The sequence below is a fragment of the Corallococcus sp. CA054B genome (genome assembly GCF_003611625.1).
In the GTDB taxonomy this organism is placed as follows: Bacteria; Myxococcota; Myxococcia; order Myxococcales; family Myxococcaceae; genus Corallococcus; species Corallococcus coralloides.
The window spans coordinates 37,668-62,643 of record NZ_RAVY01000023.1 but is presented as its reverse complement, the minus strand read 5'-3'; the positions used below and the strand labels follow the sequence as shown (position 1 = coordinate 62,643).

The 24,976-nt window shown below is 70.8% G+C and carries 19 protein-coding genes; 9 read left to right on the top strand and 10 right to left on the bottom strand.

The features are described 5' to 3' along the window. Positions 1-24 precede the first annotated feature (24 nt). Positions 25-2,199 (bottom strand): kelch repeat-containing protein, encoded by a 2,175-nt coding sequence (locus D7V80_RS08715; RefSeq protein WP_233585218.1) that lies wholly within the window; start codon positions 2,197-2,199, stop codon positions 25-27. A gap of 137 nt (positions 2,200-2,336) precedes the next feature. Between D7V80_RS08715 and D7V80_RS08710 the strand changes: the two genes are divergently transcribed. Next, positions 2,337-3,248 (top strand): MBL fold metallo-hydrolase, encoded by a 912-nt coding sequence (locus tag D7V80_RS08710; protein ID WP_120587711.1) that lies wholly within the window; start codon positions 2,337-2,339, stop codon positions 3,246-3,248. A 4-nt stretch (positions 3,249-3,252) separates the two neighbouring features. On the opposite strand, the gene D7V80_RS08705 is transcribed toward D7V80_RS08710, so the two are convergent. The 3 genes from D7V80_RS08705 to D7V80_RS08695 are packed head-to-tail and all read right to left on the bottom strand — an operon-like array spanning position 3,253 to position 5,868. After that, positions 3,253-4,047 carry an ABC transporter permease gene (locus tag D7V80_RS08705; RefSeq protein WP_120587719.1) on the bottom strand — a complete coding sequence of 265 codons (795 nt, stop codon included), beginning with the start codon at positions 4,045-4,047 and terminating at the stop codon, positions 3,253-3,255. A gap of 7 nt (positions 4,048-4,054) precedes the next feature. Then, positions 4,055-4,861 (bottom strand): ABC-2 family transporter protein, encoded by an 807-nt coding sequence (locus D7V80_RS08700; RefSeq protein WP_120587710.1) that lies wholly within the window; start codon positions 4,859-4,861, stop codon positions 4,055-4,057. Next, entirely contained in the window at positions 4,858-5,868 is a 1,011-nt protein-coding gene (locus tag D7V80_RS08695; protein ID WP_120587709.1) for an ATP-binding cassette domain-containing protein, read from the bottom strand. The genes D7V80_RS08700 and D7V80_RS08695 overlap by 4 nt, the downstream gene beginning before the upstream one ends. 58 nt (positions 5,869-5,926) lie before the next feature. On the opposite strand from D7V80_RS08695, the gene D7V80_RS08690 reads away from it, so the two are divergent. Both D7V80_RS08690 and pip read left to right on the top strand, forming a co-directional pair. Beyond that, a complete protein-coding gene (locus D7V80_RS08690; RefSeq protein WP_120587708.1) occupies positions 5,927-7,105 on the top strand; it encodes a small ribosomal subunit Rsm22 family protein in 1,179 nt (392 codons plus the stop codon). Between the two features lie 203 nt (positions 7,106-7,308). Further along, entirely contained in the window at positions 7,309-8,274 is a 966-nt protein-coding gene (gene pip, locus D7V80_RS08685) for a prolyl aminopeptidase (protein ID WP_120587707.1), read from the top strand. A gap of 10 nt (positions 8,275-8,284) precedes the next feature. Here pip and D7V80_RS08680 read toward each other — a convergent pair whose 3' ends face one another. Continuing rightward, positions 8,285-9,682, bottom strand: a complete 1,398-nt coding sequence (locus tag D7V80_RS08680; RefSeq protein WP_199738451.1) for a M20/M25/M40 family metallo-hydrolase — start codon at positions 9,680-9,682, stop codon at positions 8,285-8,287. An 82-nt stretch (positions 9,683-9,764) separates the two neighbouring features. On the opposite strand from D7V80_RS08680, the gene D7V80_RS08675 reads away from it, so the two are divergent. The 3 genes from D7V80_RS08675 (at position 9,765) to D7V80_RS08665 (ending at position 13,335) form a co-directional block, all read left to right on the top strand. Then, positions 9,765-10,139, top strand: a complete 375-nt coding sequence (locus D7V80_RS08675) for a response regulator (protein WP_014399331.1) — start codon at positions 9,765-9,767, stop codon at positions 10,137-10,139. Between the two features lie 16 nt (positions 10,140-10,155). Continuing rightward, the gene (locus tag D7V80_RS08670) at positions 10,156-11,487 is read left to right on the top strand and encodes a TIGR02266 family protein (RefSeq protein WP_120587718.1); all 1,332 of its coding nucleotides are present in this window, start codon (positions 10,156-10,158) and stop codon (positions 11,485-11,487) included. 243 nt (positions 11,488-11,730) lie between these two features. Continuing rightward, positions 11,731-13,335: an ATP-binding protein gene (locus tag D7V80_RS08665; RefSeq protein WP_120587705.1), complete on the top strand. Its 1,605-nt coding sequence runs from the start codon at positions 11,731-11,733 to the stop codon at positions 13,333-13,335. Between the two features lies 1 nt (position 13,336). Here the strand turns inward: D7V80_RS08665 and D7V80_RS08660 are convergent, their stop codons facing one another. Both D7V80_RS08660 and D7V80_RS08655 read right to left on the bottom strand, forming a co-directional pair. Next, positions 13,337-14,473 (bottom strand): class I SAM-dependent RNA methyltransferase, encoded by a 1,137-nt coding sequence (locus D7V80_RS08660; protein ID WP_120587704.1) that lies wholly within the window; start codon positions 14,471-14,473, stop codon positions 13,337-13,339. After that, the gene (locus D7V80_RS08655) at positions 14,470-17,070 is read right to left on the bottom strand and encodes a response regulator (protein ID WP_120587703.1); all 2,601 of its coding nucleotides are present in this window, start codon (positions 17,068-17,070) and stop codon (positions 14,470-14,472) included. Before D7V80_RS08655 ends, D7V80_RS08660 begins: the two co-directional genes overlap by 4 nt. Before the next feature lie 403 nt (positions 17,071-17,473). Between D7V80_RS08655 and D7V80_RS08650 the strand changes: the two genes are divergently transcribed. Continuing rightward, complete coding sequence (locus D7V80_RS08650; protein WP_233585217.1) at positions 17,474-18,511, top strand: fatty acid desaturase family protein; 1,038 nt, start codon at positions 17,474-17,476, stop codon at positions 18,509-18,511. Positions 18,512-18,875: 364 nt separating this feature from the next. Further along, the gene (locus D7V80_RS08645; protein WP_120587701.1) at positions 18,876-21,041 is read left to right on the top strand and encodes a glycosyl hydrolase family 18 protein; all 2,166 of its coding nucleotides are present in this window, start codon (positions 18,876-18,878) and stop codon (positions 21,039-21,041) included. A gap of 67 nt (positions 21,042-21,108) precedes the next feature. Here the strand turns inward: D7V80_RS08645 and D7V80_RS08640 are convergent, their stop codons facing one another. After that, a complete protein-coding gene (locus tag D7V80_RS08640; protein WP_120587700.1) occupies positions 21,109-21,858 on the bottom strand; it encodes a 1-acyl-sn-glycerol-3-phosphate acyltransferase in 750 nt (249 codons plus the stop codon). Between the two features lie 140 nt (positions 21,859-21,998). On the opposite strand from D7V80_RS08640, the gene D7V80_RS08635 reads away from it, so the two are divergent. Continuing rightward, positions 21,999-22,892: an oxidoreductase gene (locus tag D7V80_RS08635; protein WP_120587699.1), complete on the top strand. Its 894-nt coding sequence runs from the start codon at positions 21,999-22,001 to the stop codon at positions 22,890-22,892. Positions 22,893-22,898: 6 nt separating this feature from the next. Here the strand turns inward: D7V80_RS08635 and D7V80_RS08630 are convergent, their stop codons facing one another. After that, positions 22,899-23,750, bottom strand: coding sequence for an alpha/beta fold hydrolase (locus tag D7V80_RS08630; RefSeq protein ID WP_233585216.1), 852 nt, complete (start codon positions 23,748-23,750; stop codon positions 22,899-22,901). 429 nt (positions 23,751-24,179) lie between these two features. Beyond that, positions 24,180-24,947, bottom strand: a complete 768-nt coding sequence (locus tag D7V80_RS08625) for an SAM-dependent methyltransferase (RefSeq protein WP_233585220.1) — start codon at positions 24,945-24,947, stop codon at positions 24,180-24,182. Positions 24,948-24,976: the final 29 nt, after the last annotated feature.

The following is a 24,976-nucleotide window of genomic DNA, read 5'->3' as shown; positions in this document are numbered from 1 at the left end:
ACCCGCCCCGTGCCGGCCTCCGGCTCAAGGCGCCGGTGTGTACACGTCGACGGTGGCGCGAGCGCCGCCGCTTCCACTGCCGCCCGCGACCAGCACTCGGCCGGAGGGCAGCAGGGCCAGTCCGTGGTGCGTGTTGCGCGTGGACTGGACGCCCGCGAGCGTCCACGCGTTCATCGCAACGTCATACACCTCCGCCGAGTCGAGCACGCCCAACCCCGAGCCGCCCTCCCCCGTCACCACCAGCACGCGGCCCGTGGACAGCGCAGTGGCGTGCGGCAGGTAGCGCGGCATGTTCATCGACGCGACGGTCTTCCAGGTGCCGCTCGCCACGTCGTAGAGCTCCGCCGAGCGCAGCGGTCCATCCACGCCCCAGCCTCCCGCCACCAGCACCTGGCTGCCATTGCCCAGCGCCACCGCGATGTGGCCGTAGCGCGCCACCGCCATGGACGCCGTGGGCCGCCACGTGCCCGTGGCCGGATTGAACAGCTCCGCGCTCGCGGTGATGGCGTCCGCCCCGGTGGAGCTGCCGCCCATCACCAGCACCTCGCCCGAAGGCAGCGGCACGGCCGCGTGGTACGTGCGCGCGTGTCCCATGGCGCTCGTGGGGCTCCAGGTCCCCGTGGCCGGGTTGAACAGCTCCGCGCTGGCGAGCGTGGAGGAGGTGCTCGCGCCCGACGCGCCGCCCGCCACCAGCACCTGCCCGGAGCCCGGGAGCAGCGTCGCGGTGTGACGGGCCCGTCCCGTCCCCAGGTCTCCCACCAGCGTCCACGTCCCCGTGGCGGGCGCGTACACCTCCGTGGCGGACAGCCAGGTGGAGGCGTCCCGCTGCCCTCCGCTCACCAGCACGCGGCCGTCATTCAGCGGCGTGGCGGAGTGCAGGAAGCGCGCGGTGCGCAGCGAGCCGGTGTCCCGCCAGCTGTTGTTCGCCTCGTCGTACAGCACCGCGCTCACGAGCGCCGCGCCCGACGAGGACGCCCCGCCCGCCACCAGCACGTCGCCCGTGTTCAACCGGGTGGCGCTGAGCTGCGAGCGCGCGGAGCCCAGGCTCGCGGCCGTGCTCCACGGCAGGGCGGACGGGCGGTAGCGCTCCGCGGACGCACTGAGCGAACCCGCCTGGGGCACGCCGCCCAGCACGAGGACCTCACCCGACGGGAGCAGCGTGGCGGCGTGGCTGATGCGGCGCGAGGACATCATCGCCGTCGCCGCCCAGATGCCGGTGGCCGGAGTGTAGAGCGCGGCGCTGTCCAGGTAGGGCTGGCCGCCCGTGGAGCCGCCCGCCACCAGCACCTGCCCGGAGGGGAGCAGCGTCGCGGTGTGGAAGACGGACTGGGACGGCAGCAGGCCCTGGGGCGTCCAGGTGCCGGTGCCCGGGTCGAACAGCTCGGACGTGTTCGTGGCGAGGCTGCCCGCGAAGCCGCCCGCCACCAGCACCTGCCCGGACAGCAGCAGCGTCGCCGAGTGCCCCGTGCGCTGCGTGACCATGCTGCCCACCGCCGTCCACTCACCCGTCGCGGGGTTGTAGCGCTCCGCCGTCGCGAGCACGTTCCCGTTGGCGCTGTCCCGGCCGCCCGTCACCAGCACCTGCCCATCCGGAAGCAGCGTCGCCGCATGGCCCAGGCGGGCCGCGCTCATCCGGCCGGTGACGGACCAGGAGTGGGTCGCGGGGGAGTAGAGCATCACGCTGGACAGCGCATTGCCAAAGCCGCTGTCGCCGCCCACCACCAGCACCCGGCCGTCGGGGAGCAGCGTCGCGGTGTGCTGGGAACGGGGCAGGTCCAGTCCCGTCGCGGCGGACCAGCTGTTGGTGTCCGGGTCGAAGAGCTCCGCGCCGGCCGAGGCCAGCACGGAGGTGCCTCCGCCCACCACCAGCACCTTGCCGGAGGCCAGCAGCGTGGCGGTGTGGCGCTGGCGGCTCGTGGCCATGGCGCCCAGCGAGAACCAGCGGCCGGTGCGCGGATCATGAAGCTCCACGGCGGACGTGCCTCCGCCCGCGACGAGCACGTAGCCATTGCGCAGCAGGGTGGCCGTGGCGTCCACGCGCACGGAGGCCATGGTGCCGGCGCTGCCCCATGAGGACGCGTCCAGGCGCGAGGTGGAGGTGGAGGGAGGGTCAATGAAAGACGGTGCTTCGGGGGCACAGGCCGGCGCGAACGCAAGCGCGAGCGCGGCCAGCAGGCCGTGAAAACGGATACGGGTCATCGAGGGGGACTTCCTTCACTTCATGGGGGATGCGGCTTTCACCGCATGGGGGGGCGGCCCTTAACCCAGACGGAGGAAAGACAACAAGCGGAATTCCTATCAATCAGCACCCGCGGGTATCATCGGGATTCATGAGAATGATTCTCTCCGCCGTGCTGGCCACCCTCCTGTGGGGCTGCGGCGCGACCCAGCCCGTCGTCGAGACGCACTACCGCTCCCACTCCCTCCAGGAGCAGGGCGACCTCCGGGTCGGCGAATTCATCTCCTCCGAGTGGTCACTCCAGACCGCGTCCTATTGGATTGAAGGACCGGAGGGCCTGGTCCTCATCGACACGCAATTGCTGCCCTCCGCGCTGCGCAAGGAGCTGGCGTTCGCGAAGGACGTCACCGGCAAGGAGGCGAAGCTCGCCATCGTCCTCCACGCGAATCCGGAGAGCTTCAACGGCGCGGCCCTCCTCAAGGAGCTGGGCGTCCCCGTCGTCACCTCCGGCCCGGTGCGCGAGCGCATCCCCGCGGTCCACGAGAAGTGGGCGCCCTCCCTCTTCAAGCAGTACTGGAACGGCCGCTATCCGCGGGAGCTCGTGCTCGCGGACAGCTTCGGTGACAGCACCCGCGAGCTGAGCGCGGCCGGCCTCACGCTGAAGGCCCACGTCCTGGGCGCGGGCTCCAGCGCGGCCCACGTCGTCGTGGAATGGGAGGGCCACGTCTTCACCGGCGGCCTCGTCGCGCGGGACACGCACACCTGGTTCGAAGGCGGCAACACCACCGAGTGGCTCCAGCGGTTGGACGAGCTGCGCGCCCTGAAGCCGAAGTGGATCCACCCGGGGCGCGGCCTTCCCGGCGGGCCGGAGCTGCTGGACGCGCAGGCCGCCTACGTCCAGGCCGTGCGCGAGGAGGTGACCCGCGAGCGGCGCTCGGAGCACCCCAGCGCGGATCCGCTCGCCGCGGTGGAGGCGAAGCTGAAGGAGCGCTACCCCGGCTACGCCTACGCGAAGCTCCTGCCCCACGTGGTGCGCGCGGAGTGGGCCCGGCAGGCGCCCCGGCCCTGAGGACTCAGCTGCTCGCGGACGTGTAGTGGCGGATGGACATCAACCACACCCACCGCGCCACCGCCGCGAATGCCACCGAGCCCACCACCGCGCCCACGAGCCAGGTCCACGGCAGCCGGCCCAGCAGCGCCAGCGCGGGGAAGGTGGTCATCAGCGCCAGCGGGATGATGAAGGTGAACACCCACGCCAGCGAGCCCCGGAACACCGAGGACGGCCAGCGGGCCGCGTCGAAGATGGACGTGAACAGGTACGTGAGGTTGTCCACCTTCACCACGAAGAAGGCCGCGCTCACCACGAGGATCCACATCGAGTACAGGATGAGCATGCTCGTCCCGAGCAACACCAGCGACGCGAACACGCCCGGCAGCGACGGCCAGCGCCCCAGCGACACGAACGCGTAGACGAACAGCCCCACGCCGGACAGCACGTTCACCGCTCTCCACGGCAGGAAGCGCTGCGTGGACACCAGGAACTGCGCGTCCGCCGGCTTGAGCAGCACGAAGTCCAGCGTGCCCTTGCGGATGTGCTCCACCATGCCCGTGAGGCTGGGGCTGATGGCGCCCTCCAGCACGCCCTGCAAGAGCGTGAACCAGCCCACCACCAGCAGCGACTCCTGGAACGTCCAGCCTTCGATGCTGGGCCGCGTCCCGAAGACGACGAACAGCGGCGCCAGCGCGGTGAACGTCCACGCGAGCGAAGTCAGCCCCTCCGCCAGGAAGTCCGCGCGGTACTGCAACGCCAACAGCCCAGAGGCCTTCAGCTGCACGCCCAGGAGGCGCAGGTAGCGCTTCGCGTTCACCACCGCCCTACCCTCCGAACGCCGCGAAGCGCGCCAGGCCCCGCCGCCAGACCGTCAAGGACACCACGCCCAGGCCCAACACCCATGTCCACTGCGCCCCGAGCAGCGCCCACGCGTCCTTCGCCGAATGCGCCCCCGTCATGAGCTCCACCGGCAGCCCCAGCTGGTAGCGGAACGGCAACCACTCCATGACCGTGCGCACGCCGGGCGGGAAGAACTCCACCGGGAACATGTACCCGGAGCAGACGAAGAACAGCACCATGTAGACTTCCATCAGCTTCTGGCTGCTCTCCAGGAACAGGCTCAGCGTGCCCAGCAGCACGTTCAGATAGAAGGTAATGAGCCACGCGCCCGTGATGCCCAGCGCGAACAGCCCCCAGCCTCCCAGCGACGTGGGCACGGCGCGCTCGGCGCCCGCCACCCACAGGCTGATGCCCAGCACGGGCAGGACGATGGCGACGCGCAGCGGGATGCCCGCCAGCACCTCCGTCGCGTACGCCAGCAGCGGGGAGATGGGGCGTAGGAGCCGCATCGCCAGCGTGCCCTGCTTCACCTCGTAGCTGACCAGCCATGCCACCCAGGAGCTGGTCATCTGCCGCACGCAGAAGGCCGCGAGGAAGTAGCCCGTGAACTCCGCCTGTCCGAAGCGGCCCACCGGCCCGCCGCGCGCCACCGCCGACCACAGCGCCAGCATGATGAGCGGCATGGTGGTGGCCAGCACCCAGATGATCATCTCCGCGCGGTAGGCCACCGCCCCGGAGAAGCCGATGCGCAGCATGGTGGGCAGCGCCTTGAGGGCCGTGCGCAGGCTCACGCCGTCACCGCCTCCCGGGCGGCCTCCGCCCGGCGCGCCTTGCCCTCCTGGAACAGCTCGCTCATCACCTCTTCCAGGGGCGCGTTCTCCACCGTCAGGTCCGTCACCGGCAGCGTGGACAGCGCGCGGCCCACCGTGGCGTTCACCGCGTCCTGCTGGACCTGCAACACCGCCGAGCCCGGCTCATGGGACACCACCTTGCCCAGCGCCGTCAGCAGGCCCGCGTCCACCGGCTGGCCCAGCCGCAGCACCACGCGCTTCTCCGGGCGCACGCGCTGCACCAGTGCGTCCAGGCTGCCGTCGTAGGACAGCTGCCCCTTGTCGATGACGATGACCCGCGGGCAGAGCGCCGCCACGTCGTCCATGTAGTGGCTGGTCAGGATGAGCGTGGCGCCCGTCTGCTCGTTGTAGGCCTTGATGAACGCGCGCATCGTCACCTGCATGGACACGTCCAGGCCGATGGTGGGCTCGTCCAGGAAGAGCACCCGGGGGCGGTGGATGAGGGCCGCGGCCAGCTCGCACTTCATCCGCTCCCCCAGGCTGAGCTGCCGCGTGGGCTTGCCAATGAGGTCCCCCAGCTCCAGGAGCGACACCAGCTCCTCCAGCGTCTGCTTGTACTGGAGGCGGGGCACGTCGTAGATGGCGCGGTTGAGTTCGAACGTCTCCGACGGCGGCAAATCCCACAGGAGCTGCTGCTTCTGCCCCATCACCAGCATGATCTTCTTGAGGAACGCCTCTTCGCGCAGCCGGGGCACGTGGCCATCCACGGTGACTTCGCCCTCGGACGGGTGGAGCAGGCCGGCGAGCACCTTGAGCGTCGTCGTCTTGCCCGCGCCGTTGGGGCCCAGGAAGCCCACGCGCTCGCCGGGCTTGATGTCGAAGGAGATGCCGTCCACGGCCTTGACGGTCGTATAGCTGCGGTGGACGAGCGAGCGCAGGGCCGCCTTCAGGCCAGGCGGGCGCTTGTGGACCTGATAGTGCTTGCGCAGTCCGCGGACGGAAATCATGGCGGGATGGGTTTAACGCGGTCGCCTCCGGGTGGCGACCCCTGATGTGAAGGCAACGATGAGCAACGCATACAGCAAGGACCTGGAGCGATGGCTGCCCCGGCTCATCTCCGTGTGGCGCGCGTCCCGGGGCCGGGAAGGCCCGGAAGGCCGCCTCACGCCGCAGGAGGTCAAGGAGGTGGGCGCGGGCGTGAAGCAGCTGTCCCACGGCCTCACCCGCGAGCGCCAGCTGGCCGGCGCCCGGTACATGGATGACCCGCGCCTGTTGGGCGCCTACCTCCTCTTCTACTGGCCTGTGTCCTACGCCCAGGCGCGCCAGGTACTGGGCGAGCTGCCGAACCGCCCCCGCCAGGTGCTGGACCTGGGCAGCGGCCCGGGCCCCGTGGCCTTCGCGGCCATGGACGCGGGCGCCAGCGAGGTGACGGCCGCGGACCGCAGCAAGCCGGCGCTGAACCTGGCGCGCGAGCTGGCCACGGAGGCCGGCGAGGCCATGGCCACGCGCGAGTGGGATCCGCTGAAGAAGAACGCCACGCTGCCGGAGGGCCAGTACGACCTCATCACGATGGGACACGTCGTGAACGAGCTGTACGGCGCGACGGACGAAGCGCTGAAGCCGCGCGCGGCGCTCTTGGAGTCGGTGCTCGCGAAGGTGAAGAAGGGCGGCAGCCTGCTGGTGATGGAGCCCGCGCTGCGCGAGACGAGCCGCAACCTGCTCAAGGTGCGCGACCTGATGGTGGAGCGCGGCTACGCCATCCGCGCGCCGTGCATGTATCGCGGCGCGTGCCCCGCGCTGGTGAAGGAGACGGACTGGTGCCACGCCGAGCGCGCGTGGCCCATGCCCCGCGTGGTGGAGGAGCTGGCGCGCGCGGCGGGCTTCCACAAGGAATCGCTCAAGATGAGCTACCTGCTGCTGGCGCCCAAGGGCGAGGCCTGGCCGGAGCCGCCGCCGGGCCGGCTGTTCCGCATCGTCAGCGAGTCGCTGGAGGGCAAGGGCCGCCAGCGCTACATCGGCTGCGGGCCGGAGGGGCGCGTGGGCCTGGCGATGCAGGAGCGCCACCGCTCGGAGAAGAACGAGAAGTTCTTCCACCTCCAGCGCGGTGACGTCATCGAGGCGACGGACCTGGAGACGAAGGGCGACGGCTTCGCGCTCGGGGAGAACGCCGAGGTGCGCATGGTGGCCCAGGCCGGACGCGGCGTGCCTCCCGCGCCCAAGCCGCCGGAACCTCCGAAGCCCTGAGGGGAGACGACCAGGGCACGGCGGCCGCTCCAGAGTGAAATTTTCCAGGAGCGCGATGGCGGCACGCATCAGCGCAGCACCTCCGTCGAAGGAGGACCGTGGCGACTCGTTCTCGGGCCGACGTGGTATTTCTGAACGGCTCGCCCCGCCGGCGTCGCCTGTTGTTAGGTTGCGCGGCACCTTTTTCCCAAGGAAGGAACCCCGTGCCCGCACCCACGCCGCTGCGTACGCTCTATCCCCCCATCGAGCCCTACCGCACCGGCCACCTGAAGGTCACCGGGGGCCACACGCTGTACTTCGAGGAGAGCGGCAACCCGGAGGGCAAGCCCGCGGTGTTCGTGCACGGCGGCCCGGGCGGCGGCACCGACCCGAAGCAGCGCCGCTTCTTCGACCCCAGCGTGTACCGCATCATCCTCTTCGATCAGCGAGGCTGTGGCCGCAGCACGCCGCACGCCAGCCTGGAGGAGAACACCACCTGGGACCTGGTGGCGGACATGGAGCGGCTGCGCGAGCACCTGGGCCTGGAGCGCTGGCTGCTCTTCGGCGGCTCATGGGGCAGCACCCTGTCGCTCGCGTACGCGGAAGCGCACCCGGAGCGCGTCACGGAGCTGGTGCTGCGCGGCATCTTCCTGTTGCGCAAGCAGGAGATCGACTGGTTCTACCAGCGCGGCGCGGGCGCGATGTTCCCGGACGCGTGGGAGCAATTCCTCGCCCCCATCCCCGAGGACGAGCGCGGCGACCTGCTCCAGGCCTACGCGAAGCGGCTGATGGGCGACGACAAGCATTCGCAGCAGGAGGCCGCGAAGGCGTGGAGCGTGTGGGAGGGCCGCACCAGCTGCCTGTACCCCAACGCGGAGCTCATCGCGCGCAACGCGGGCGACGACTTCGCCATCGCCTTCGCGCGCATCGAGTGCCACTACTTCCTCAACAAGGGCTTCCTGCGCACGGACACCCAGCTGTTGGACGACGTGCACCGCATCCGCCACATCCCCGCCGTCATCGTGCAGGGCCGCTACGACGTGGTGTGCCCGCCGGAGAGCGCGTGGGCCCTGCACCGCGCGTGGCCAGAGGCCCAGTTCGTGATGGTGCCGGACGCGGGCCACTCCGCCAACGAGCCCGGCAACACCTCCGCCCTCATCGAGGCCACGGACCGCTTCCGCGGCCTCTAGGGGACCGCGCTCAGCCGCGAGGGGTCAGCGACTTCGCCAGCTCCTCATAGAGGTGGATGGCGGAGCGGATGGCCTTCTCCCAGTCGCCCAGGTGCAGGCTCTCGTTCTCCGAGTGGGCGTACGTGTACGGATCCTCCACGCCGATGAGCAGCGCGGGCACGCCGCCCAGCTCCTTCGCGAACGGCTCCACGAACGGAATGGAGCCACCGCACCCGATGGTGACCGGCTTCTTCGCGTAGCCCTTCTCCAGCGCGCGGAACGCCGCCTGGAAGGCTGGGTGCGACGAATCCGTGTACCACCAGCCGGACGCCTGGTCCTCGCGGATCTCCAGCTCCAGGCCCCACGGGCACACCTTCTTCAGGTGCGCCACCAGCCGGCGCTGCACGTCCTCCGGATCCATGTCCGGCACCACGCGGATGCCCACGCGCGCCCACGCGGACTCCACGACGATGTTGCGCGCGTCCTTGCGGCTGCTGGCCTGGATGGCGTTGATGGCCAGGCTCGGCTGGCGCCAGTTCGTCTCCCAGGGGTGCCGCCCGCCGCCCAGGAGCTGCACGCCTTCGCGCAGGCCCACCTGCTCGCGGAAGGTCGCGTCGTCACCGGGCAGCGCCTGGATGCTCTGGCGCTCCGCGTCCGTCAGCGGCTTCACCTGCTCCATCACGCCCTCGATCGCGATGGAGCCATCCGCGTGCGTCAGCGTCGCCAGCATCCGGCACAGCGCCATCGCCGGATCCGGAATGGGCCCGCCCCACATGCCGGAGTGCACCGCCTGGTGCAGCCCCCGCACCTCCACGTCCACCGTCACCAGCCCGCGCAGCGCCGTGGTGATGGACGGCAGGCCCGTGTCGAAGTTCGTCGTGTCCGTCAACACGATGGCGTCCGCCGCCACCAGCTTCGCGTGCTTCTGGAGAAATGCACCCAGGTGGTCACTGCCTGCCTCCTCCTCGCCCTCGATGATGACCTTCACATTGAGTGGGAGTTGGCCGGTGCTCTTGAGCCACGCGTCCACGGCGGAGGTGTGCACGACGATGCCGGCCTTGTCGTCCGCCGCGCCGCGTCCGTACAGGCGGCCGTCGCGCTCTTCGGGCTCGAAGGGAGGGCTCTTCCAGGCCGCTTCGTCTCCCGCGGGCTGCACGTCGTGGTGCGCGTAGAGGAGGAGCGTGGGGCGGCCCGGCGCCTTGAGCACCTCGCCATAGACATACGGGTGCGCGCCCTCGATTTCGAGCAGCTGAACGTTTTCAAAACCACGGTCCTTCAACAGGGCCGCGGTGGCCTCCGCGCTCTTGCGCACGAGGGAGGCGTCAAACCCGGGGAAGGACACACTGGGTATGCGTACGAGGGCCTTGAGGTCCTCCAGGTACGCGGCCTTGTGGGACTCGAAATGGGACAGCGCGGGATTGGTGGACATACCCACCCCTTAACCCAAAAGCCGAGCAGGCACGTGGGATGCGCGCGCCCAAACGTCGCGCGTCTTATGTATCCTGCCGCCCATGCCTGGACTACCTACCCTGCTGTTGGTGGATGACGACAGCTTCGTGCGTCGCATCCTCAAGGACGTCATCGCGGACACGGGGATCGACCTGCGGCTGCTGGAAGCCGCGGACGGGGAGGAAGGGCTGGCGCTGGCGGAGAAGGAGCAGCCGGCGGTGATGTTCCTGGACCTCTTCATGCCGAAGAAGAGCGGCCTGGAGGTGCTGGGCGCCATCAAGAGTGTCTCGCCGGAGACGCGCGTCCTGGTCATCAGCAGCATGGACGCGGAGCCGGTGGTGGAGCAGGCCATTGCCGCGGGGGCAATGGGCTTCGTGGGCAAGCCCTTCCATCCCCTGGAGATTGCCGCCGCCGTACGCCAGGCGCTCGCGTCCTGATTCCGCCGAGGTCCCCGTGTCGTCATCTGTTGTCGGTTACTGGGTGGGAGATTCGCTCGGCCGCGTGCTGGGCCCCCTGCAACTGCAAGCCTTCCGCGACCTCATCTCCTCGGGTCGCCTGAAGACGGCCGTGCGCGCGTCGCGCGACGGCACGAACTGGGTCGCGCTCCAGGAGCTCCCGGAGGTGCGCGACCTGTTCACCATCTCGGCGCCCACGCCCTCCATCGAGAGCCAGCAGGCCGAGCGTCTGCGCAACCAGCTGCGCGGCCTGTTGCACCTGCCGCCGCACGAGGTGTTCGGGCTCAAGCCGCAGGCGTCGCTCGATGAGTTCCGGCTCGCCTTCTTCCGCATGGCGAAGCGCTTCTCACCGGAGCACCTGTCGCCGGATCTGCATCCGGAGCTGCGCAAGGTCTCCGTTGAGATCTTCGACTTCCTCTCGCGGCGGATCCGCGAGGCGGAGACGCTCTTCCTCCAGGGCGCGATGCATCCGCCCGCGCCCCCGCCGCCCCGGCTGGACATGGGCGGCACGCCGCCGGCCTCGCCGCTGCCGTTGAGTGGATCCGCGCCCCACGCGCGCCAGCCGCCGGTGATGACGCCGCAGGCCGCCGCGATTCCGCCGACGCCGGTGCCGGGCAGCATGACGCGTCCGGTGGCTGCCTCCATTCCGCCGACGCCCGCTCCGGGCAGCATGACGCGTCCGGTGGCTGCCTCCATTCCACCGACGCCGGTGCCGGGCAGCATGACGCGTCCGGTGGCTGCCTCCATTCCGCCGACGCCCGCTCCGGGCAGCATGACGCGTCCGGTGGCCGCCTCGATTCCGCCGACGCCCGCTCCGGGCAGCATGACGCGTCCGGTGGTTCCGCCCGCGCCGCCCCGGCCTCCGCCGGTGATGACGCCCACGACGCGTCCGGTGACGCCTCCTCCGCCCGCGCCGGCTCCCGCGCCGCCGCCTCCCGCGCCCATCCGGCGCCCCATGGCCGCCCCCGCGCCCTCGTATTCGAGCGCCGAGTTCGTGGGCCTGGAGCGCCGCTCGGACGACCGGCTCCACGCGGACGTGAAGGTGTCGATGAAGAACACGGGCATCTTCACCGACCACCGCATCATCAACCTGTCGTCGGGCGGCCTGTTCATCGGCACGGACCGACCGCTGCGGTTGGGGACGCAGGTGGAGCTGACCCTGCGCTTCGATGATCCGGAGCGTGTGATGACCCTGCGCAGCTCCGTCATCTGGGAGAACTCCCTGGACGACGGCAAGAACCCCCGCGGCTACGGGTTGCGCCTGAGTTCGCTGCGCGCGGAGGAGCGGGACTTCATCCAGCAGTACGTCCGCCGCACCAAGAAGCCCTGACAGGCTCCCGGGCGGGTCGCTTCCGCTCGGGGCCTAGAACAACTGACCCAGGAAGACCGCGCCCATCGCCACGAAGGCGACCCACACGGCCATGACGGACTTCAATTCCAGGTCCCGGCGGTCCAACTCGTTCGCGAAGTTCATGGTGTTTCCTCCAGTGCTCAACGCCTTCATCCCTTCCTACGGCGCACCCGCGAGGCGATTGCCTCCGGGCCTCCGTTCCCCTGGAACGAAAGGGCGGCGATGAGCGTCTCCGGTCCGCCCGGCACGCTGGATGACCTGCTGCCCGCGCTGCCGGTGCCGCTGTTCGTGATTCGCGGCGACCGGCTGGTGTTCACCAACACCGCGCTGCGCACGCTGCTGGGCCTGCGAGAGGATGAGCTGCCGTCGCTGCTGGAGCTCGCCGCGCACTTCGGACCGGAGGAGCGCGCCTGGGTGGAGCCCCTGTGCGAAGCGCTGATGCGCGGCGAGCAGCCCGCGCCGGCGCGGCCCGCCTGGGTGCGCGTGCGCGGCGCGGACGGACGCCAGCACGTGCTCTCCCCCGTCACCGCGCCGGGCCGCGTGCCGGAGGAGCAGCTCGTGCTGCTGCTGGACGCGGAGGGCGGGGACGCGGTGCGCACGCTGTCCACCATGCTGGTGGCCACCGCGGCGGAGCTCCTGCGCTGCCGCGACGAGGGCTCGGTGCTGGAGCTGGCGGTGGAGTCCCTGCACCGGCAGGGCTTCTACGTCTCCGTGATGCTGCTGGAGGGGGACTTCCTGCGCCACGGGCCCATGCGCCAGGAGGCGGAGAGCCTGGCGGCGGCGTCGCTGCTGTACGGGCAAGACGTGCACGCGGTGCGCTTCCCCCGCTCGGGGATGCCGCACCTGGAAGAGGTGCTCACGAGCCGCAGGGCGGTGTTCCATCCGGATGCGTTCAGCATGGCGCGGCGGCTGCACTCGCCGGAGGTGGCGGACAACATCCAGCGCATCTACCCGCCGGGCTCACGCGCGCTGGACGCGCCCATCTTCGTGGGGGACGAGCCCTTCGGCGTGCTGGCGGTGCAGTCCACCACGCTGACGCCCGCGAACGCGGGAGCGCTGGAGCTGTTCGCGCAGCTCATTGGCGGCGCGCTGGAGAACGTGCGGCACCACCGCGCGGCAGAGGCGCGGCTCGCGGAGGTGTCCCGCCTGCAGAGCGAGCTCATCGCCAGCGAGCGGCTGACGGCGCTGGGCGAGGCGGCGGGCGTCGTGGCCCACGAAGTGCGCAACCCCTTGGGCGCCATCCTCAACACGGTGGCGGTGCTCAAGCGCGAGCCCCGCCTGGGGCCCGCGGGCGCTTCCGCCGTGGAGATGCTGGAGGAGGAGGCCATCCGGCTGGAGGACATCGTGCGCGACCTGCTGGACGCGGTGCGCCCGCTGGAGCCCCGGCCGCGCCCCGTGTCGCTGGGCGAGCTGGTGCACCGCGCGCTCGCGCAGCTGCTCCACGGCCGGGAGGAGCTGCCCAAGCCGCGCGTGGCCTTCGACGAGGCGCCGGACGTGCCGGAGCTGTCCGGCGACGAGACGCTGCTGCAGCTGGCCGTCACGCACCTGATGCGCAATGCCATCCAGGCCTCGCCGCACGGAGGCACGGTGCGCGTGGCGGTGCGCCGCGTGCCGGACGGCGTGTCACTGGTCGTGGAGGACGAGGGCCCGGGCATCGCCGGGTTGGATCCGCAGCGCGTCTTCGAGCCCTTCTTCCTCACCCGCGCCAACGGCCGCGGCCTGGGCCTGGCCATCGTGCGGCGCGTGGTGCTCGCGCACGGAGGCAAGGTGCGCGCGGGCGCGCGTCCCGAGGGCGGCGCGCGCTTCGAGCTGGTGCTGCCGCTCTAGCTCAAGCGCCCGATAGCAACAGCAGACAGCGCAGCCCGCCGTTCTTCACGTTGAGCGAGCGCGCGCCCTTCAGTCCCAGCGCCGCCACCAGCTTCGGCTCCTCGGGGACGATGAGCGCCTTGCGCCATTCGCGGAACGCGCCGTTCAACGTCGCGCCCAACGCGCGGTAGAGCTCCGGCAGGTCCTCCACCTCCCCCACGCGCTTGCCGTAGGGCGGGTTGGCCACCACGAGCCCGGGGGCGTCCGGCGGGGCCTTCAGCGTGCGCAGGTCATGCCGCTCCAGCGTCAGCGTCACGCCCGCGCGTCTGGCATTGCGCCGCGCCGTGCCCAGCGCCCCCGCGTTGAGGTCGTAGCCGCGCATGGGCGCGCGAGGCTCCGCCAGCCCCTCGGCTTCCGCTTCCGCGCGGCGGTGCGCCCACGCGGCCTTGTCGAAGGACGGGAAGGACTGGAACGCGAACGTGCGCAGCAGGCCCGGTGCGCGGCGCTGGGACAGCCACGCGCCCTCCACCAGGAACGTGCCCGAGCCGCACATCGGATCCACCAGCGGCACGTCCCCCGCGTAGCCCGCGAGCCGGAGGATGCCCGCGGCCAGCGTCTCGCGCAGGGGCGCGCGCCCCACCTCCTGCCGGTAGCCGCGCTGGTACAGGGGAGCACCGGACGTGTCCACGCTCACCGTCCAGCGCTCGCCTTCGCCGCGCACCAGCAGCGTGAGCTCCGGCCCCCCGCCCTCCTCGTCCAGGTGCCCCGCGACCGTCACCTCGCACGGGTCCCAGGCCACGGCCGCGGACTCCAGCACCACGGCCGGCCCCGGGGCCACGGAGCGGTGCAAGGTCACAGACAGCCGCAGCGGCACCTTGCCGTCCCAGACGCCCGCCAGGGGCAGCGCTTGCAGCCCCTGCACCAGCGCGTCCGCGGTGGGCGCCGTGAAGGTGCCCAGTCGCAGGAGCACGCGGCTCGCGGTGCGCAGGTGCAGGTTCGCCGCCTGGTGCAGGCCCGCCGGGCCCTCGCACTCGATGCCGCCCTCCGCGCGCCGGAAGGACAGCCCCCGCTCGCGCGCTTCCGACTCCAGCGCGGGCTCCAGGCCCGGCAGCGTGGACACGTAGATGGTTTCGCCCGTCCGGGCTCGAACGTCCGTCATGCCGGCCGCGTCCTTGCGGCGGAAACCGCGTCCATGGCCGCCTGCTCCAGCGCGCGCTCCATCTGGTTCAGGTCATAGGGCTTGGGCAGCAGCACCACGCGCTCCAGCGCCTGGCCATCCTCCGCCGCCACCGCGCGCGAATCGCCGGACGCGATGATGATGCGCAGGGACGGGTAGCGCCGCACGGCCTCGCGCGCCAGCACCACGCCGGACTTGCCCGGCAGCGTCACGTCCGTGAAGAGCAGGTCGAAGGACTCCTTCGCCAGCGCCTCGCTCGCCGCCTCCGCGCTCTCCACCGCGAGCACGGTGTGCCCCAGGTCCATCATCAGCTCGGACGCGGACTCGCGGATGTCCGCGTCGTCCTCCACCAGGAGGATGCGCAGCGCGCCCTTGGACGGAGCCTCGGCGGGCACGGGCGTGAGCGCACGGTACGGCTTCGCGGCCAGCCGCTGTTCGCGTCCGCGCAGGAGCGCGCGGATCTTCCGCGCCAGGTCCTCACGCCGGTACGGCTTGGACAAGAGGCTCACGCCGGGGTCCAACCGGCCGCCGTGCACGATGGCGTTCTCCGTGTAGCCGGACGTGAAGAGCACCTCGAGGTCCGGCAGGTGCGCCTTCGCCAGCCGCGCCAGCTCCGGGCTGCGCACCGGTCCCGGCATCACCACGTCCGTGAAGAGCAGGTCCACCGGCAGGCCGCTCTGGATGACCGCGAGCGCGCTCTGGCCGTCGTGCGCCTTGAGCACGCGGTAGCCCAGCTCCGTGAGCACCTCCACCACCGTGGCGCGCACCGCCGCGTCGTCCTCCACCACGAGGATGGTCTCCGTGCCGCCCTCCACCGGCCCCGGTCCGTTCTCCGCCGGCTGCGCCGCCGCCTGGAAGGTGCGCGGCAGGTAGATCTTGATGGACGTGCCGTGGCCCAGCTCGCTGTAGATTTTCACGTGGCCGCCGGACTGCTTCACGAAGCCATACACCATGCTCAGCCCCAGGCCCGTGCCGCGCCCCTCCGGCTTCGTGGTGAAGAACGGCTCGAACGCGCGCTGCATCACCTCCTGCGACATGCCGGTGCCCGTGTCGGAGATGGCCAGCAGCACGTACTGCCCCGCCGTCACCTCAGGGTGCAGCATCGCGTAGTGGTCATCCAGCATCGCGTTGCCGGCCTCGATGGTCAGCTTGCCCCGGCCGTCCATGGCGTCGCGCGCGTTGATGGCCAGGTTGAGGATGACGTTCTCCAGCTGGTTGCGGTCCACGGACGTGTTCCACAGCCCGCCCGCGATGACCGTCTCCACCTCCACGTCCTCGCCCAGGGCGCGGCGCAAGAGGTCGTCCATGTCGCGCACCAGCCGGCCCAGGTTGAGCGCCGTGGGCGCCAGGGGCTGCCTGCGCGCGAACGCGAGCAGCTGCGACGCCAGCCGCGCCCCGCGCTCCACCGCGCCCAGCGCCGTCTCCAGGCGCCGCTGCGCGCGCGAGTCCCCCACCGTGTCGCGCTGGAGCAGCTGGAGGTTCCCGCTCACCACCTGGAGCAGGTTGTTGAAGTCATGCGCCACGCCGCCGGTGAGCTTGCCCACCGCCTCCATCTTCTGCGCCTGGAGCAGCGCGGCCTCCGCCTGGCGGCGCTCCGCCTCGCTCTCCTCCAGCGCCCGCGTGCGCTCGCGCACCAGGTCCTCCAGGTGGTCGCGGTGTCGCGCGAGCTCATCCTCCGCCCGCTTCTGCGCCGTCATGTCGTGGCCCTGGACGAAGATGCCGGAGACCCTCCCATCCACCTCGATGATGGGCTGGTAGACGAAGTCCAGGAAGGCCTCCACCAGCGGCCCCCCGGGCTCGCGCTGCAGGTACAGCCCCATGTTGTGCCCGACGAAGGGCTCGCCCGTCTTGAACACCCGGTCCAGGAGCTCGAAGAAGCCCTGCCCGGCCACCTCCGGCAGGGCCTCCCGCACCGTCTTGCCCAGCAGCTCCCGGTGTCCCACGAGCTGGAGGTAGGAGCGGTTGGCCAGCTCGAACACGTGCTCCGGCCCCTTGAGCGAGCACATGAAGCCCGGCGCCTGTTCGAACAGGCGCCGCAGGTGCCGGCGCTCGTCGTCCAGCACCCGGTTGGCCTCCTGCACCGCCTGGGCACGCGCGAGCACCCCGCTCATCAGCTGCGTGCGAGGCCCCCCATCCAGTGACGCCTCCGCGTCACGCACGGCGCGCTTGAGCTGCTGCAGCTCCGTCACGTCCATGGTGTGCTGGAGGATGAAGGCCACTTCTCCCCGCCCATCAAACAGGGGCGTGTGCGTGGCGCTCCAGTAACGGTCCTCCAGCACCACGCCCGCGTCCGTCTGGCGGGGCACCCGGTAGGGAATGAGCGCCAGCGTGTCCAGCGTGCGCTCCGTCAGCACGCGGCTGAACGAATCGCGCAGCATCCGGGTGCTGGCGTTGTTCGGGTCGTCCGGGTCGTGCGGGAAGGCCTCGAAGATGGTGCGCCCGACCAGGTCCTCCAGCCGGCTGGCGGTCACCCGCAGGTAGGCCGTGTTCGCCGTGACGTACCGCAGGTCCCGGTCCACCAGCATGTAGGGATTGGGCGACAGCTCGAAGAGCTTCTGGAAGTCGAAGGGTACCTGCATCCACTCACGGGGAGGACCAGCAACCCTCCCCGCCTTTCCTGGGGCCGCCGCGAACGCGGAAAGGGGTTCCCGCCCAGTGTACGGACATCCCCTCCATCGCACTGGCCAAAAGGCCTGGCCCCCCGTCTTCCCGGACGCCAGGTCTCCCCGGGGGCAGCCTTCTGGACACCACTCAACACAAGCCTTTCCCAGCCACCCGTTGGCCTCGCCACGTCCGTCCGGGCTGTAAGACTGGGCGGGTCTTTCAGACCTCTTGATTCCCGTGATATGAGATTATTACCGCCAAGGCGGTGTAGTCCCACAGAACCGGGGTGTGCGGCAGGGGGTCGCCTTGGACGGGGGAGGAAACGACCTCCCGGCCTTCCGCCAGAGCACTCGCGCCCGGCAGGAGGTCTGTCCCCAGATGCTCGCCGTTCCAGAACCGTTGTCGCTGGATGACTCGGAAGCGGTCACCTCCCGTACGTTCGACCGTCGCGGCTTGACGGCGTCCGTGAGGCAGCTGTCGGTGGTGGCCAACGCGCGCGGGCTGTGGGCGGTGACGCGCCAATGGCTCATCATCGCGCTGTCGGTGGCGTTCGTGGTGCAGGTGGACCGGTGGTGGGCGTGGGTGCTGGCCGCGGTGGTCATCTCCTCGCGGCAGAACGCGCTCTTCAGCCTGGTGCACGAAGCCAGCCACTACCACCTGCTCACGAACCGCAAGGCCAACGACATCCTGGCGGACCTGCTGTGCGCCTTCCCCATGAACATCACCACGGAGGGCTACCGCAAGGAGCACGCGGAGCATCACCGCTACGTCAACACGGAGAAGGACCCGTACTGGCGCACGGCGCAGCGCGACTCCGCGTGGATGTTCCCGCGCACGCGCTGGGGCATGGCGCGGGTGCTGCTGGGGGACCTGGTGGGCTTCTTCACCCCGTCCCACATGCTCATCATCATTCCCTGGTCCTATACGGGCCGCGCCATGGGCAAGGGCGGCCCGCCCCCGTCCCGCGCGGAGCACCTGCGCTACGCGCTGTGGCTGACGGGCTTCATCACCTTCCTCACGCTCACGGGCGGCTGGCTCCACTACCTGCTCCTGTGGTCCATCCCGTCGCTGACGTTGATGATGATGGCCTTCCGCATCCGCGCGGTGGTGGAGCACCCCTTCACCCCCGCCACCCCGGATGAGACGCACGAGACGCGGGACGTGGAGGCGGCCACCTGGCTCGAGCGCTTCTTCATCGCGCCCTTCAACGCCAGCTACCACCTGTCCCATCACCTCTTCCCGTCCGTGCCCTACTACCACCTGCCCGCGCTGCACGAGCGGCTCAAGCAGACGGACCTCTACCGCCCCGGGGAGAACCACTTCCAGACGTACCTGGGCGGAGAGAAGAGCGCGTGGAGCTTCCTCACGTCGCTGGGCAGGGACGAAGCCCGTGATTCATTGCCCGTGAAGGATTGAAGCCGCATCCATCACAGCGTGGCTTGCTTTCCCCTGGAGGCGCCCCCGTGGCGCCTCCAGGCGTGGGAAGGGCCCGCCCGTCCCTGCCGTCACCAGGCGCGCTTCCCTCTGAAGCCAGACGCCCGCCGCGCCGCTGACACAGCGGCCTGGCGTCCTCGCGACGTACCGAAATGCCCCACCCCATGGCTTGAACACAGACGGAGAATCGCGGTGTTTCTCTGCCTGCGATTCGCCAGGTCCCCCCTCCCCCGCCCGCCAATTCCGGCGCGGCGACAGGGCGACCGGGGGACCCCTGCCACGCGCCGCGGGCAGGGGAATGCGGTTCTCCCGGCCCCGCCCTTTTCACCTGGCCGCAGGAGAGAACTTGAGAAGGCAGCTCATTGGGTTCCTCGTGGCGTTGGGCGCCATGCACACCGGCTGCGGTGGCGCGCCGGACTTCACGTCCACCGCGGGCGATGACGACTCGCTGGGAATGTCCGGAGACGCGCTCGCGAGCGCGACCACGATGTTTGACGACGCGCTCGGCTCGGGCTGGCAGGACTGGTCCTGGGCGACGCACAGCCTCAGCGCGACGCGGCCCGTGTACGCGGGCACCCGCTCCATCTCCGCGACGTTCAAACCCTGGACGGGCCTGTACTTCCACCACGCGGGCGTGCCCACCACGGGTTACGGCTTCGTGGAGCTGCAGGTGAACCCGGGCGCGACGGCCAACCCCGCCATCGCGCTCTACGCGAGCGTGGGCGGCGTGGCGAAGTCGCCCGTGGCGCTCAACCCCACCTGCGCGGGCGGCACCCTCAAGGCCAACGCGTGGACGCTGTGCCGCATGCCGCTGGCCACGCTGGGCGCGGCGAACACCACCCTGGATGGACTGGTGGTGATGGAGAACGCGGGCCGCACGCTGGCCACGATGTACTTCGACAACGTGCGCCTGGCGGCGAGCACCACCGCCCCTTCCGCGCCCACGGCCCTGAAGGCCACGGGCTCCGCCACGGACGTGGCCCTCACCTGGGGCACGGTGACGGGCGCCTCGGGCTACCACGTGTATCGCGCCACGTCGCAGACGGGCACGTACGCGCGGCTCACCTCCTCCGCGCTCACCGCCGCGTCCTACAAGGACACCAGCGCGGCCGTGAACACGACGTACTGGTACGCCGTCACCGCGCTGAAAGCGGCCGGTGAGAGCGCGAAGTCCACGGCGGTGTCCGGCAAGCGAACCTCCACCACCGGCGTGAGCGTCAGCGTCACCCCCGCGAGCGTGACGCTGTCGCGGGGCGGCGTGCAGACCTTCACCGCGCTGGTGACGGGCAACAGCAACACGGCCGTCACCTGGAGCGTGCAGGAAGGCGCCACCGGCGGCACCATCACCACCAGCGGCACGTACACCGCGCCCCAGACGGCGGGCACCTACCACGTCGTGGCCACGAGCAAGGCGGACACGACGAAGAAGGCCTCGGCGGACGTCGTGGTGACGGGCCCGGTGGGCAACACCAACAAGTGGGTGTCCGGCTACTACACGGGCTGGAACGCGGATGACTACCCGCCGGAGAAGGTGGACTTCAGCGCGCTCACGCACATCATGGTGGGCCGCGTGACGCCGAACACGGACGGCACCGTGGACGCCATCTTCGACAACTCGAACGGCTCCGCCATGGCGAAGACGCTCTCCACCCGCGCGCACGCGGCGGGGCGCAAGGCCATCATCATGGTGGGCGGCGCGGGCGAGCACGCCAACTGGGTGGGCGCGGCCTCCTCCGCGAACCGGGAGAAGTTCGTCCAGAACCTGCTGAAGACGATGGACGACCACGGCTACGACGGGCTCGACATCGACTGGGAGCCGGTGGAGGAGGCGGACAAGCCGAACCTGCTCGCGCTGGTGCAGCGGCTGCGTCAGGTGCGGCCCAACATGCTGCTGACGTTCCCCATCGGCTGGGTGAACAACAACTTCGCCTCGGACGCGTCGCTCAAGTGGTACCCGCAGCTGGCCCAGTACCTGGACCAGGTGAACGTCATGTCCTACGAGATGATTGGCGTCTGGGACGGCTGGGATTCGTGGTTCACGTCCGCGCTCAAGGGCGAGTCCGGCACCCACCCGACGTCCATCGAGTCCAGCCTCAAGGCCTGGGTGGCCGCGGGCATCCCCAAGGAGAAGCTGGGCATGGGCATCCCGTTCTACGGCCTCGCGTGGCGCAACATCAGCGGCCCGCGCCAGCCCTTCACCCACTGGTCCGACTACGTGGGCGGCGACAACTCCTTCACGTACAAGAAGATCCTGGCGCTCTCCAAGACGGGCACGCTCCGGTGGGACGCGGCGGCGCAGGCCAACTACGTCACGTTCAACACGCCGGTGGAGGACGGGACGGTGCGCTGGATTACGTACGACGGTCCGGAGGCCATCCAGGCCAAGGGCCAGTACGCCAAGGCGAACGGCTACGGCGGCACCATCATCTGGACCATCAACCAGGGCTGCACCGACCCCGCGACGGGCGCCAACCCGCTGCTCACCGAGGTCAAGAAGGCGTTCCTCCAGTAACCGGGACGGCTTGAAGCCAGACGGCCGCGTGGGCACCCGCCCGCGCGGCCGTTTTCATTCGCGAGGCTCAAGCGGAGGGCGGCACGGCGGAGGGCGGCGCCGTGGGAGCCACCGGCTCCGGGCCCCCCGCGTAGACGCCCTGGTAGGCGGGCGGCAGCAGCGCGGCCACCCGGCGCATCATCGCGTCCACCAGCGCCTGGCGCGCGTCGGAGGCACCGGACACCTCCGGCTCCAGGTCCTCCATGCGGAAGGCGGGCCCGAAGGTCACGGTGACGTCGGCGTGGAAGAGCCGCTCGCCGCCCATGTCGGAGTCGTTGATGGGCATCAGCTTCTCCGTGCCCGTGAGCGCCACCGGGACGATGGGCACGCACGCGCGCTTGGCGATGAGCCCCACGCCCTTCTTCGCCTGGAGCAGGCCTCCGGAGCGGCTGCGGCCCCCTTCCGGGAAGATGAGGACGGACTGGCCGCCCTTGAGCAGCTCCACGCAGCGGCGCAGCGCTTCGATGTCCGGCGAGTTGGGCGTGATGTCGATGGTGTCCATCGTCTCCGCGGCCAGCCGGGTCATCACGGTGCCGTGCAGCTTCACGCCGGCCAGGAAGACGACGCGCCGGGGACGCAGCGCCCGGTAGAGCGTGAAGCCGTCCGCGTTGGACAGGTGGTTGCAGATGAAGAGGCAGGGGCCGTCCGGCAGGTCCTTCAGCCCGTACACCCTCGCGTGGGACAGCCGGCCCCACACCCCGTGCATCAGGCCGCGCACGACATGGCGGCGAAGCCCATAGGGGAGCAGCGACATCAGGGCGAAGAGAAGTCGAAGCACAGGCCGGCCCACCTCCTTCTGGAAGATGTAGTCCTGCCCGGTGGGGTGGGTCAGCGGTCCTCCGGGAGCGCTGGACCGCCCGCCTGCCCTTCTGTCATCCAGCCAACGAAGGGCCTCCCCTGCGTGTTATGGGAAACCCCATGAGCGCCGAAGCCACGCCCTCCCGAGCGAAGCGGCCCGTCGAGTACGAGGCCACCGTCACCGACCTCCGCATGGAGACCCACGACACGGCGACGCTGTGGCTGGAGCTGGACGCGAGCGCGGGGCCGCTCGACTACAAGGCAGGCCAGTTCATCAACATCGACCCGCACCAGTTCCGGTCGCTCGCGCAGCAGTGCGCGTACCTGCAGGAGCAGAAGGGGCGCAAGGAGCCGCCGCGCTCGTACTCGCTCGCCTCCGCGCCGCACGAGCGGCACGTGGCCATCACGGTGAAGGACGAGGAGTTCATCCCTGGCGTCACGCGCTACCCGCCGCTCCTGTCGCCCCTGCTGGTGCACGGGCGGCTGGTGGGCGCGAAGCTGAAGGTGACGGGCTTCATGGGGCCGTACGTGCTGCCTGACGACGCGGCGGAGCGGGCGGACCACGTGCTGCACGTGGTGGCGGGCTCCGGCGCGGTGCCGAACTTCGCCATCGTGAAGGACGCGCTGCACCGCGGGCTGAAGCTGCGCCACACGTTCCTCGCGTCCAACAAGACGTGGGGGGACATCCTCTACCGCGAGGAACTGGCCGCGCTGGAGCGGGCGGCGCCGGACCGCGTGCGGGTGGTGCACACGCTCACGCGCGAGACGGACGAGGCGAAGTATGGCCCCCAGGTGCGCAAGGGCCGCGTCGCGGAGGCGCTCCTGCGCGAGCTGATTCCGGCGCCCGACACCTGCCTCGTGTACGTGTGCGGGCCGGCCATCACCCCGTGGGACCGGCGCAAGGCGCTGGAGACGCGCACGCCCGCCACGCCGCGCTTCATGGAGGCGGTGCTGGGCCACCTGCACGAGCTGGGCATCCCGGACAAGCGCATCAAGCGCGAGGCCTACGGCTGACGCTCCTCAGTGCGTGGTGACGTCCACGGGAGGCAGCTGGTCCAGGAACGTCAGCACGTGCTCGGCCGTCTCGCGGGGCTTCTCCATGGGGAACAGGTGCGAGGCGAGCGGCAGCGTGTCCACGCGCGTGCGCTTCATCTCCCGCTCCGCCCGCGCCAGCGCGTCGGGCAGGAATATGTCGGAGCGCTCGCCGCGCAGCACCAGCGTGGGCGCCGTGTTGGCGCGGATGAGCGACCACGGATCCGTGGGGAAGGTCTCGAAGATGCGGGCCTCCCACTCGCGCGGGAAGCGCAGGCGGAAGTCGCCCGCCTCCGTGGGCACCAGCCCGTGCGTGATGTAGTCGCTGAAGCAGTCCGCGTCCCAGTCCTTGAACAGCTTGCGCTGGCGGTACGCGGCGGCCGCCTCCTCGCGCGTCTCCCAGCGCTCCCTTCGCCGCAGCGCGCCCTGCACGATGGCGGTGCGGTCCATGCGGCCCAGCAGCTTCATCAGGCGCAGCGCCCACAGCCGGGACCCGGTGATGAGCACGGGGTCCAACGCCACCACCGCGCGGAACAGCCCCGGGTTCGCGGCGGAGGCCATCAACGTACTCGTGCCGCCCACGCTGTGCCCCACGCCCAGCACGCCAGAGCGCCCCCGCGCCTTCAATTCGCGCGCGAGGTCCTCGCCCAGCTCCTTCCAGGTCGCGAGCGCCTTCGGGTCCTGGCCCGGCACCAGCGGCCGCATGCGCAGGGACACCACGTGGTAGCGGGTCGTAAGCCGCGCGAAGAGCTTCCGGTACGTCTCCGGAGGAAAACCGTTCGCGCAGGCGAAGTGGAGGAGCGGCCCGCTCCCACCCCAGTCATCCAGCTCCAAGGCCATGCCCCTTCCCATCAACACCCTCCCCCGCGTCGCGGCGGAAGGACTTCACGGCTCGCCCCACTCGTATCCGGCGCCCTGATGGCCACCGGCCGGCCCCATCCCGGGACGAGACTCCGTACCCCGACATTCAGACACCGCGAACGCCGCCCTGGGTCCTGCCGCCGAGCCCGACCTCCGGCATCGACGCCATCCTGACCGGGACCCCTGACGTGCCCACGTCCTCCGACATTCCCCCCGGAGGCTTCCTCAAGGAACCCGGCCCTCTGGAATGTCTTCCCGTGCGCATCGCACGAACGGAGGGCATGTAACGCCTGCCCGGCCGCCTCGCACGGCCGCAAAGGCGCGGCCCTTCCGGCGCGGGGGCACACGCCGCCCCCGCCCGTCAGGTCACCTGCCCCACCCTACGGTCCAGGTGGGGCCCGCTTGCGTTCAGGATTCGGACGGCGCCGAGGGCGCTGCGTCCGGCGTGGGCGCTGCGTCCGGCGTGGGCTCTGAAGCCGGCTCCGACGCCGACTCCGCCTCACCAGCGCCCGCGGGCGTGATGCCCAGCAGCCGCGTCAGCCGGGGCTGCACGCCCGTCTCCGCCAGCAGCGCCTGGAGCTGCAGCCGCGCGCGCCGGTTGTCCCGGTGCACGCGCCGCCCGAGGATGAGCTCGTTCTTCAACGAGTGCTCCCACCCGGTCAGCTCCGTCACCGTCACCTGGTAGCCGAACGCCTCCAGCGTCAGCGCGCGGATGACGTTGGTCAGGTGCGAGCCGAACTCGCGCCGGTGCCACGGGTGCTGGAAGAGCAGCGACATGGAGCCGGCCGGCTTCGCCTTCTTCTCCTTCAGCTGCGCGGCCACCTCCGCCTGACAGCACGGCACCACCGCCACGTGGTCCGCGCCGTGCTTGATGGCCGCCACCAGCGCGTCATCCGTGGCGGTGTCGCACGCGTGCAGCGCCATCAGCACGTGGATGCGCTCCGGGTACTCCGCCTGGTCGATGTGCGCCGTCTGGAAGCGCATCCGGTCGAAGTGCAGCCGCTCCGCGCGGCCCTTCGCGCGCTCGGTCAGCTCCGGCCGCCCTTCGATGGACAGCAGCTCACCGCCCGCCGCGTCCTTCAGGAACAGCTCGTAGACGACGAAGCCCAGGTACGCGTTGCCGCTGCCCGCGTCCACCACCAGGGGGTTCGCGTGGCGCTGCTGCACGTCCTCCATGGCGGGCCGCAAGAGGCCCACCAGGTGGT

Bases quoted from the DNA above. Each gene is read 5' to 3' on its own strand.
- D7V80_RS08715 (WP_233585218.1), bottom strand. From the start codon at position 2,199: ATGACCCGTATCCGTTTTCACGGCCTGCTGGCCGCGCTCGCGCTTGCG.
- D7V80_RS08710 (WP_120587711.1), top strand. From the start codon at position 2,337: ATGATTCTCTCCGCCGTGCTGGCCACCCTCCTGTGGGGCTGCGGCGCG.
- D7V80_RS08695 (WP_120587709.1), bottom strand. From the start codon at position 5,868: ATGATTTCCGTCCGCGGACTGCGCAAGCACTATCAGGTCCACAAGCGC.
- D7V80_RS08690 (WP_120587708.1), top strand. From the start codon at position 5,927: ATGAGCAACGCATACAGCAAGGACCTGGAGCGATGGCTGCCCCGGCTC.
- D7V80_RS08680 (WP_199738451.1), bottom strand. From the start codon at position 9,682: ATGTCCACCAATCCCGCGCTGTCCCATTTCGAGTCCCACAAGGCCGCG.
- D7V80_RS08675 (WP_014399331.1), top strand. From the start codon at position 9,765: ATGCCTGGACTACCTACCCTGCTGTTGGTGGATGACGACAGCTTCGTG.
- D7V80_RS08665 (WP_120587705.1), top strand. From the start codon at position 11,731: ATGAGCGTCTCCGGTCCGCCCGGCACGCTGGATGACCTGCTGCCCGCG.
- D7V80_RS08660 (WP_120587704.1), bottom strand. From the start codon at position 14,473: ATGACGGACGTTCGAGCCCGGACGGGCGAAACCATCTACGTGTCCACG.
- D7V80_RS08655 (WP_120587703.1), bottom strand. From the start codon at position 17,070: ATGCAGGTACCCTTCGACTTCCAGAAGCTCTTCGAGCTGTCGCCCAAT.
- D7V80_RS08650 (WP_233585217.1), top strand. From the start codon at position 17,474: ATGCTCGCCGTTCCAGAACCGTTGTCGCTGGATGACTCGGAAGCGGTC.
- D7V80_RS08635 (WP_120587699.1), top strand. From the start codon at position 21,999: ATGAGCGCCGAAGCCACGCCCTCCCGAGCGAAGCGGCCCGTCGAGTAC.
- D7V80_RS08630 (WP_233585216.1), bottom strand. From the start codon at position 23,750: ATGGCCTTGGAGCTGGATGACTGGGGTGGGAGCGGGCCGCTCCTCCAC.
- D7V80_RS08625 (WP_233585220.1), bottom strand. From the start codon at position 24,947: ATGGAGGACGTGCAGCAGCGCCACGCGAACCCCCTGGTGGTGGACGCG.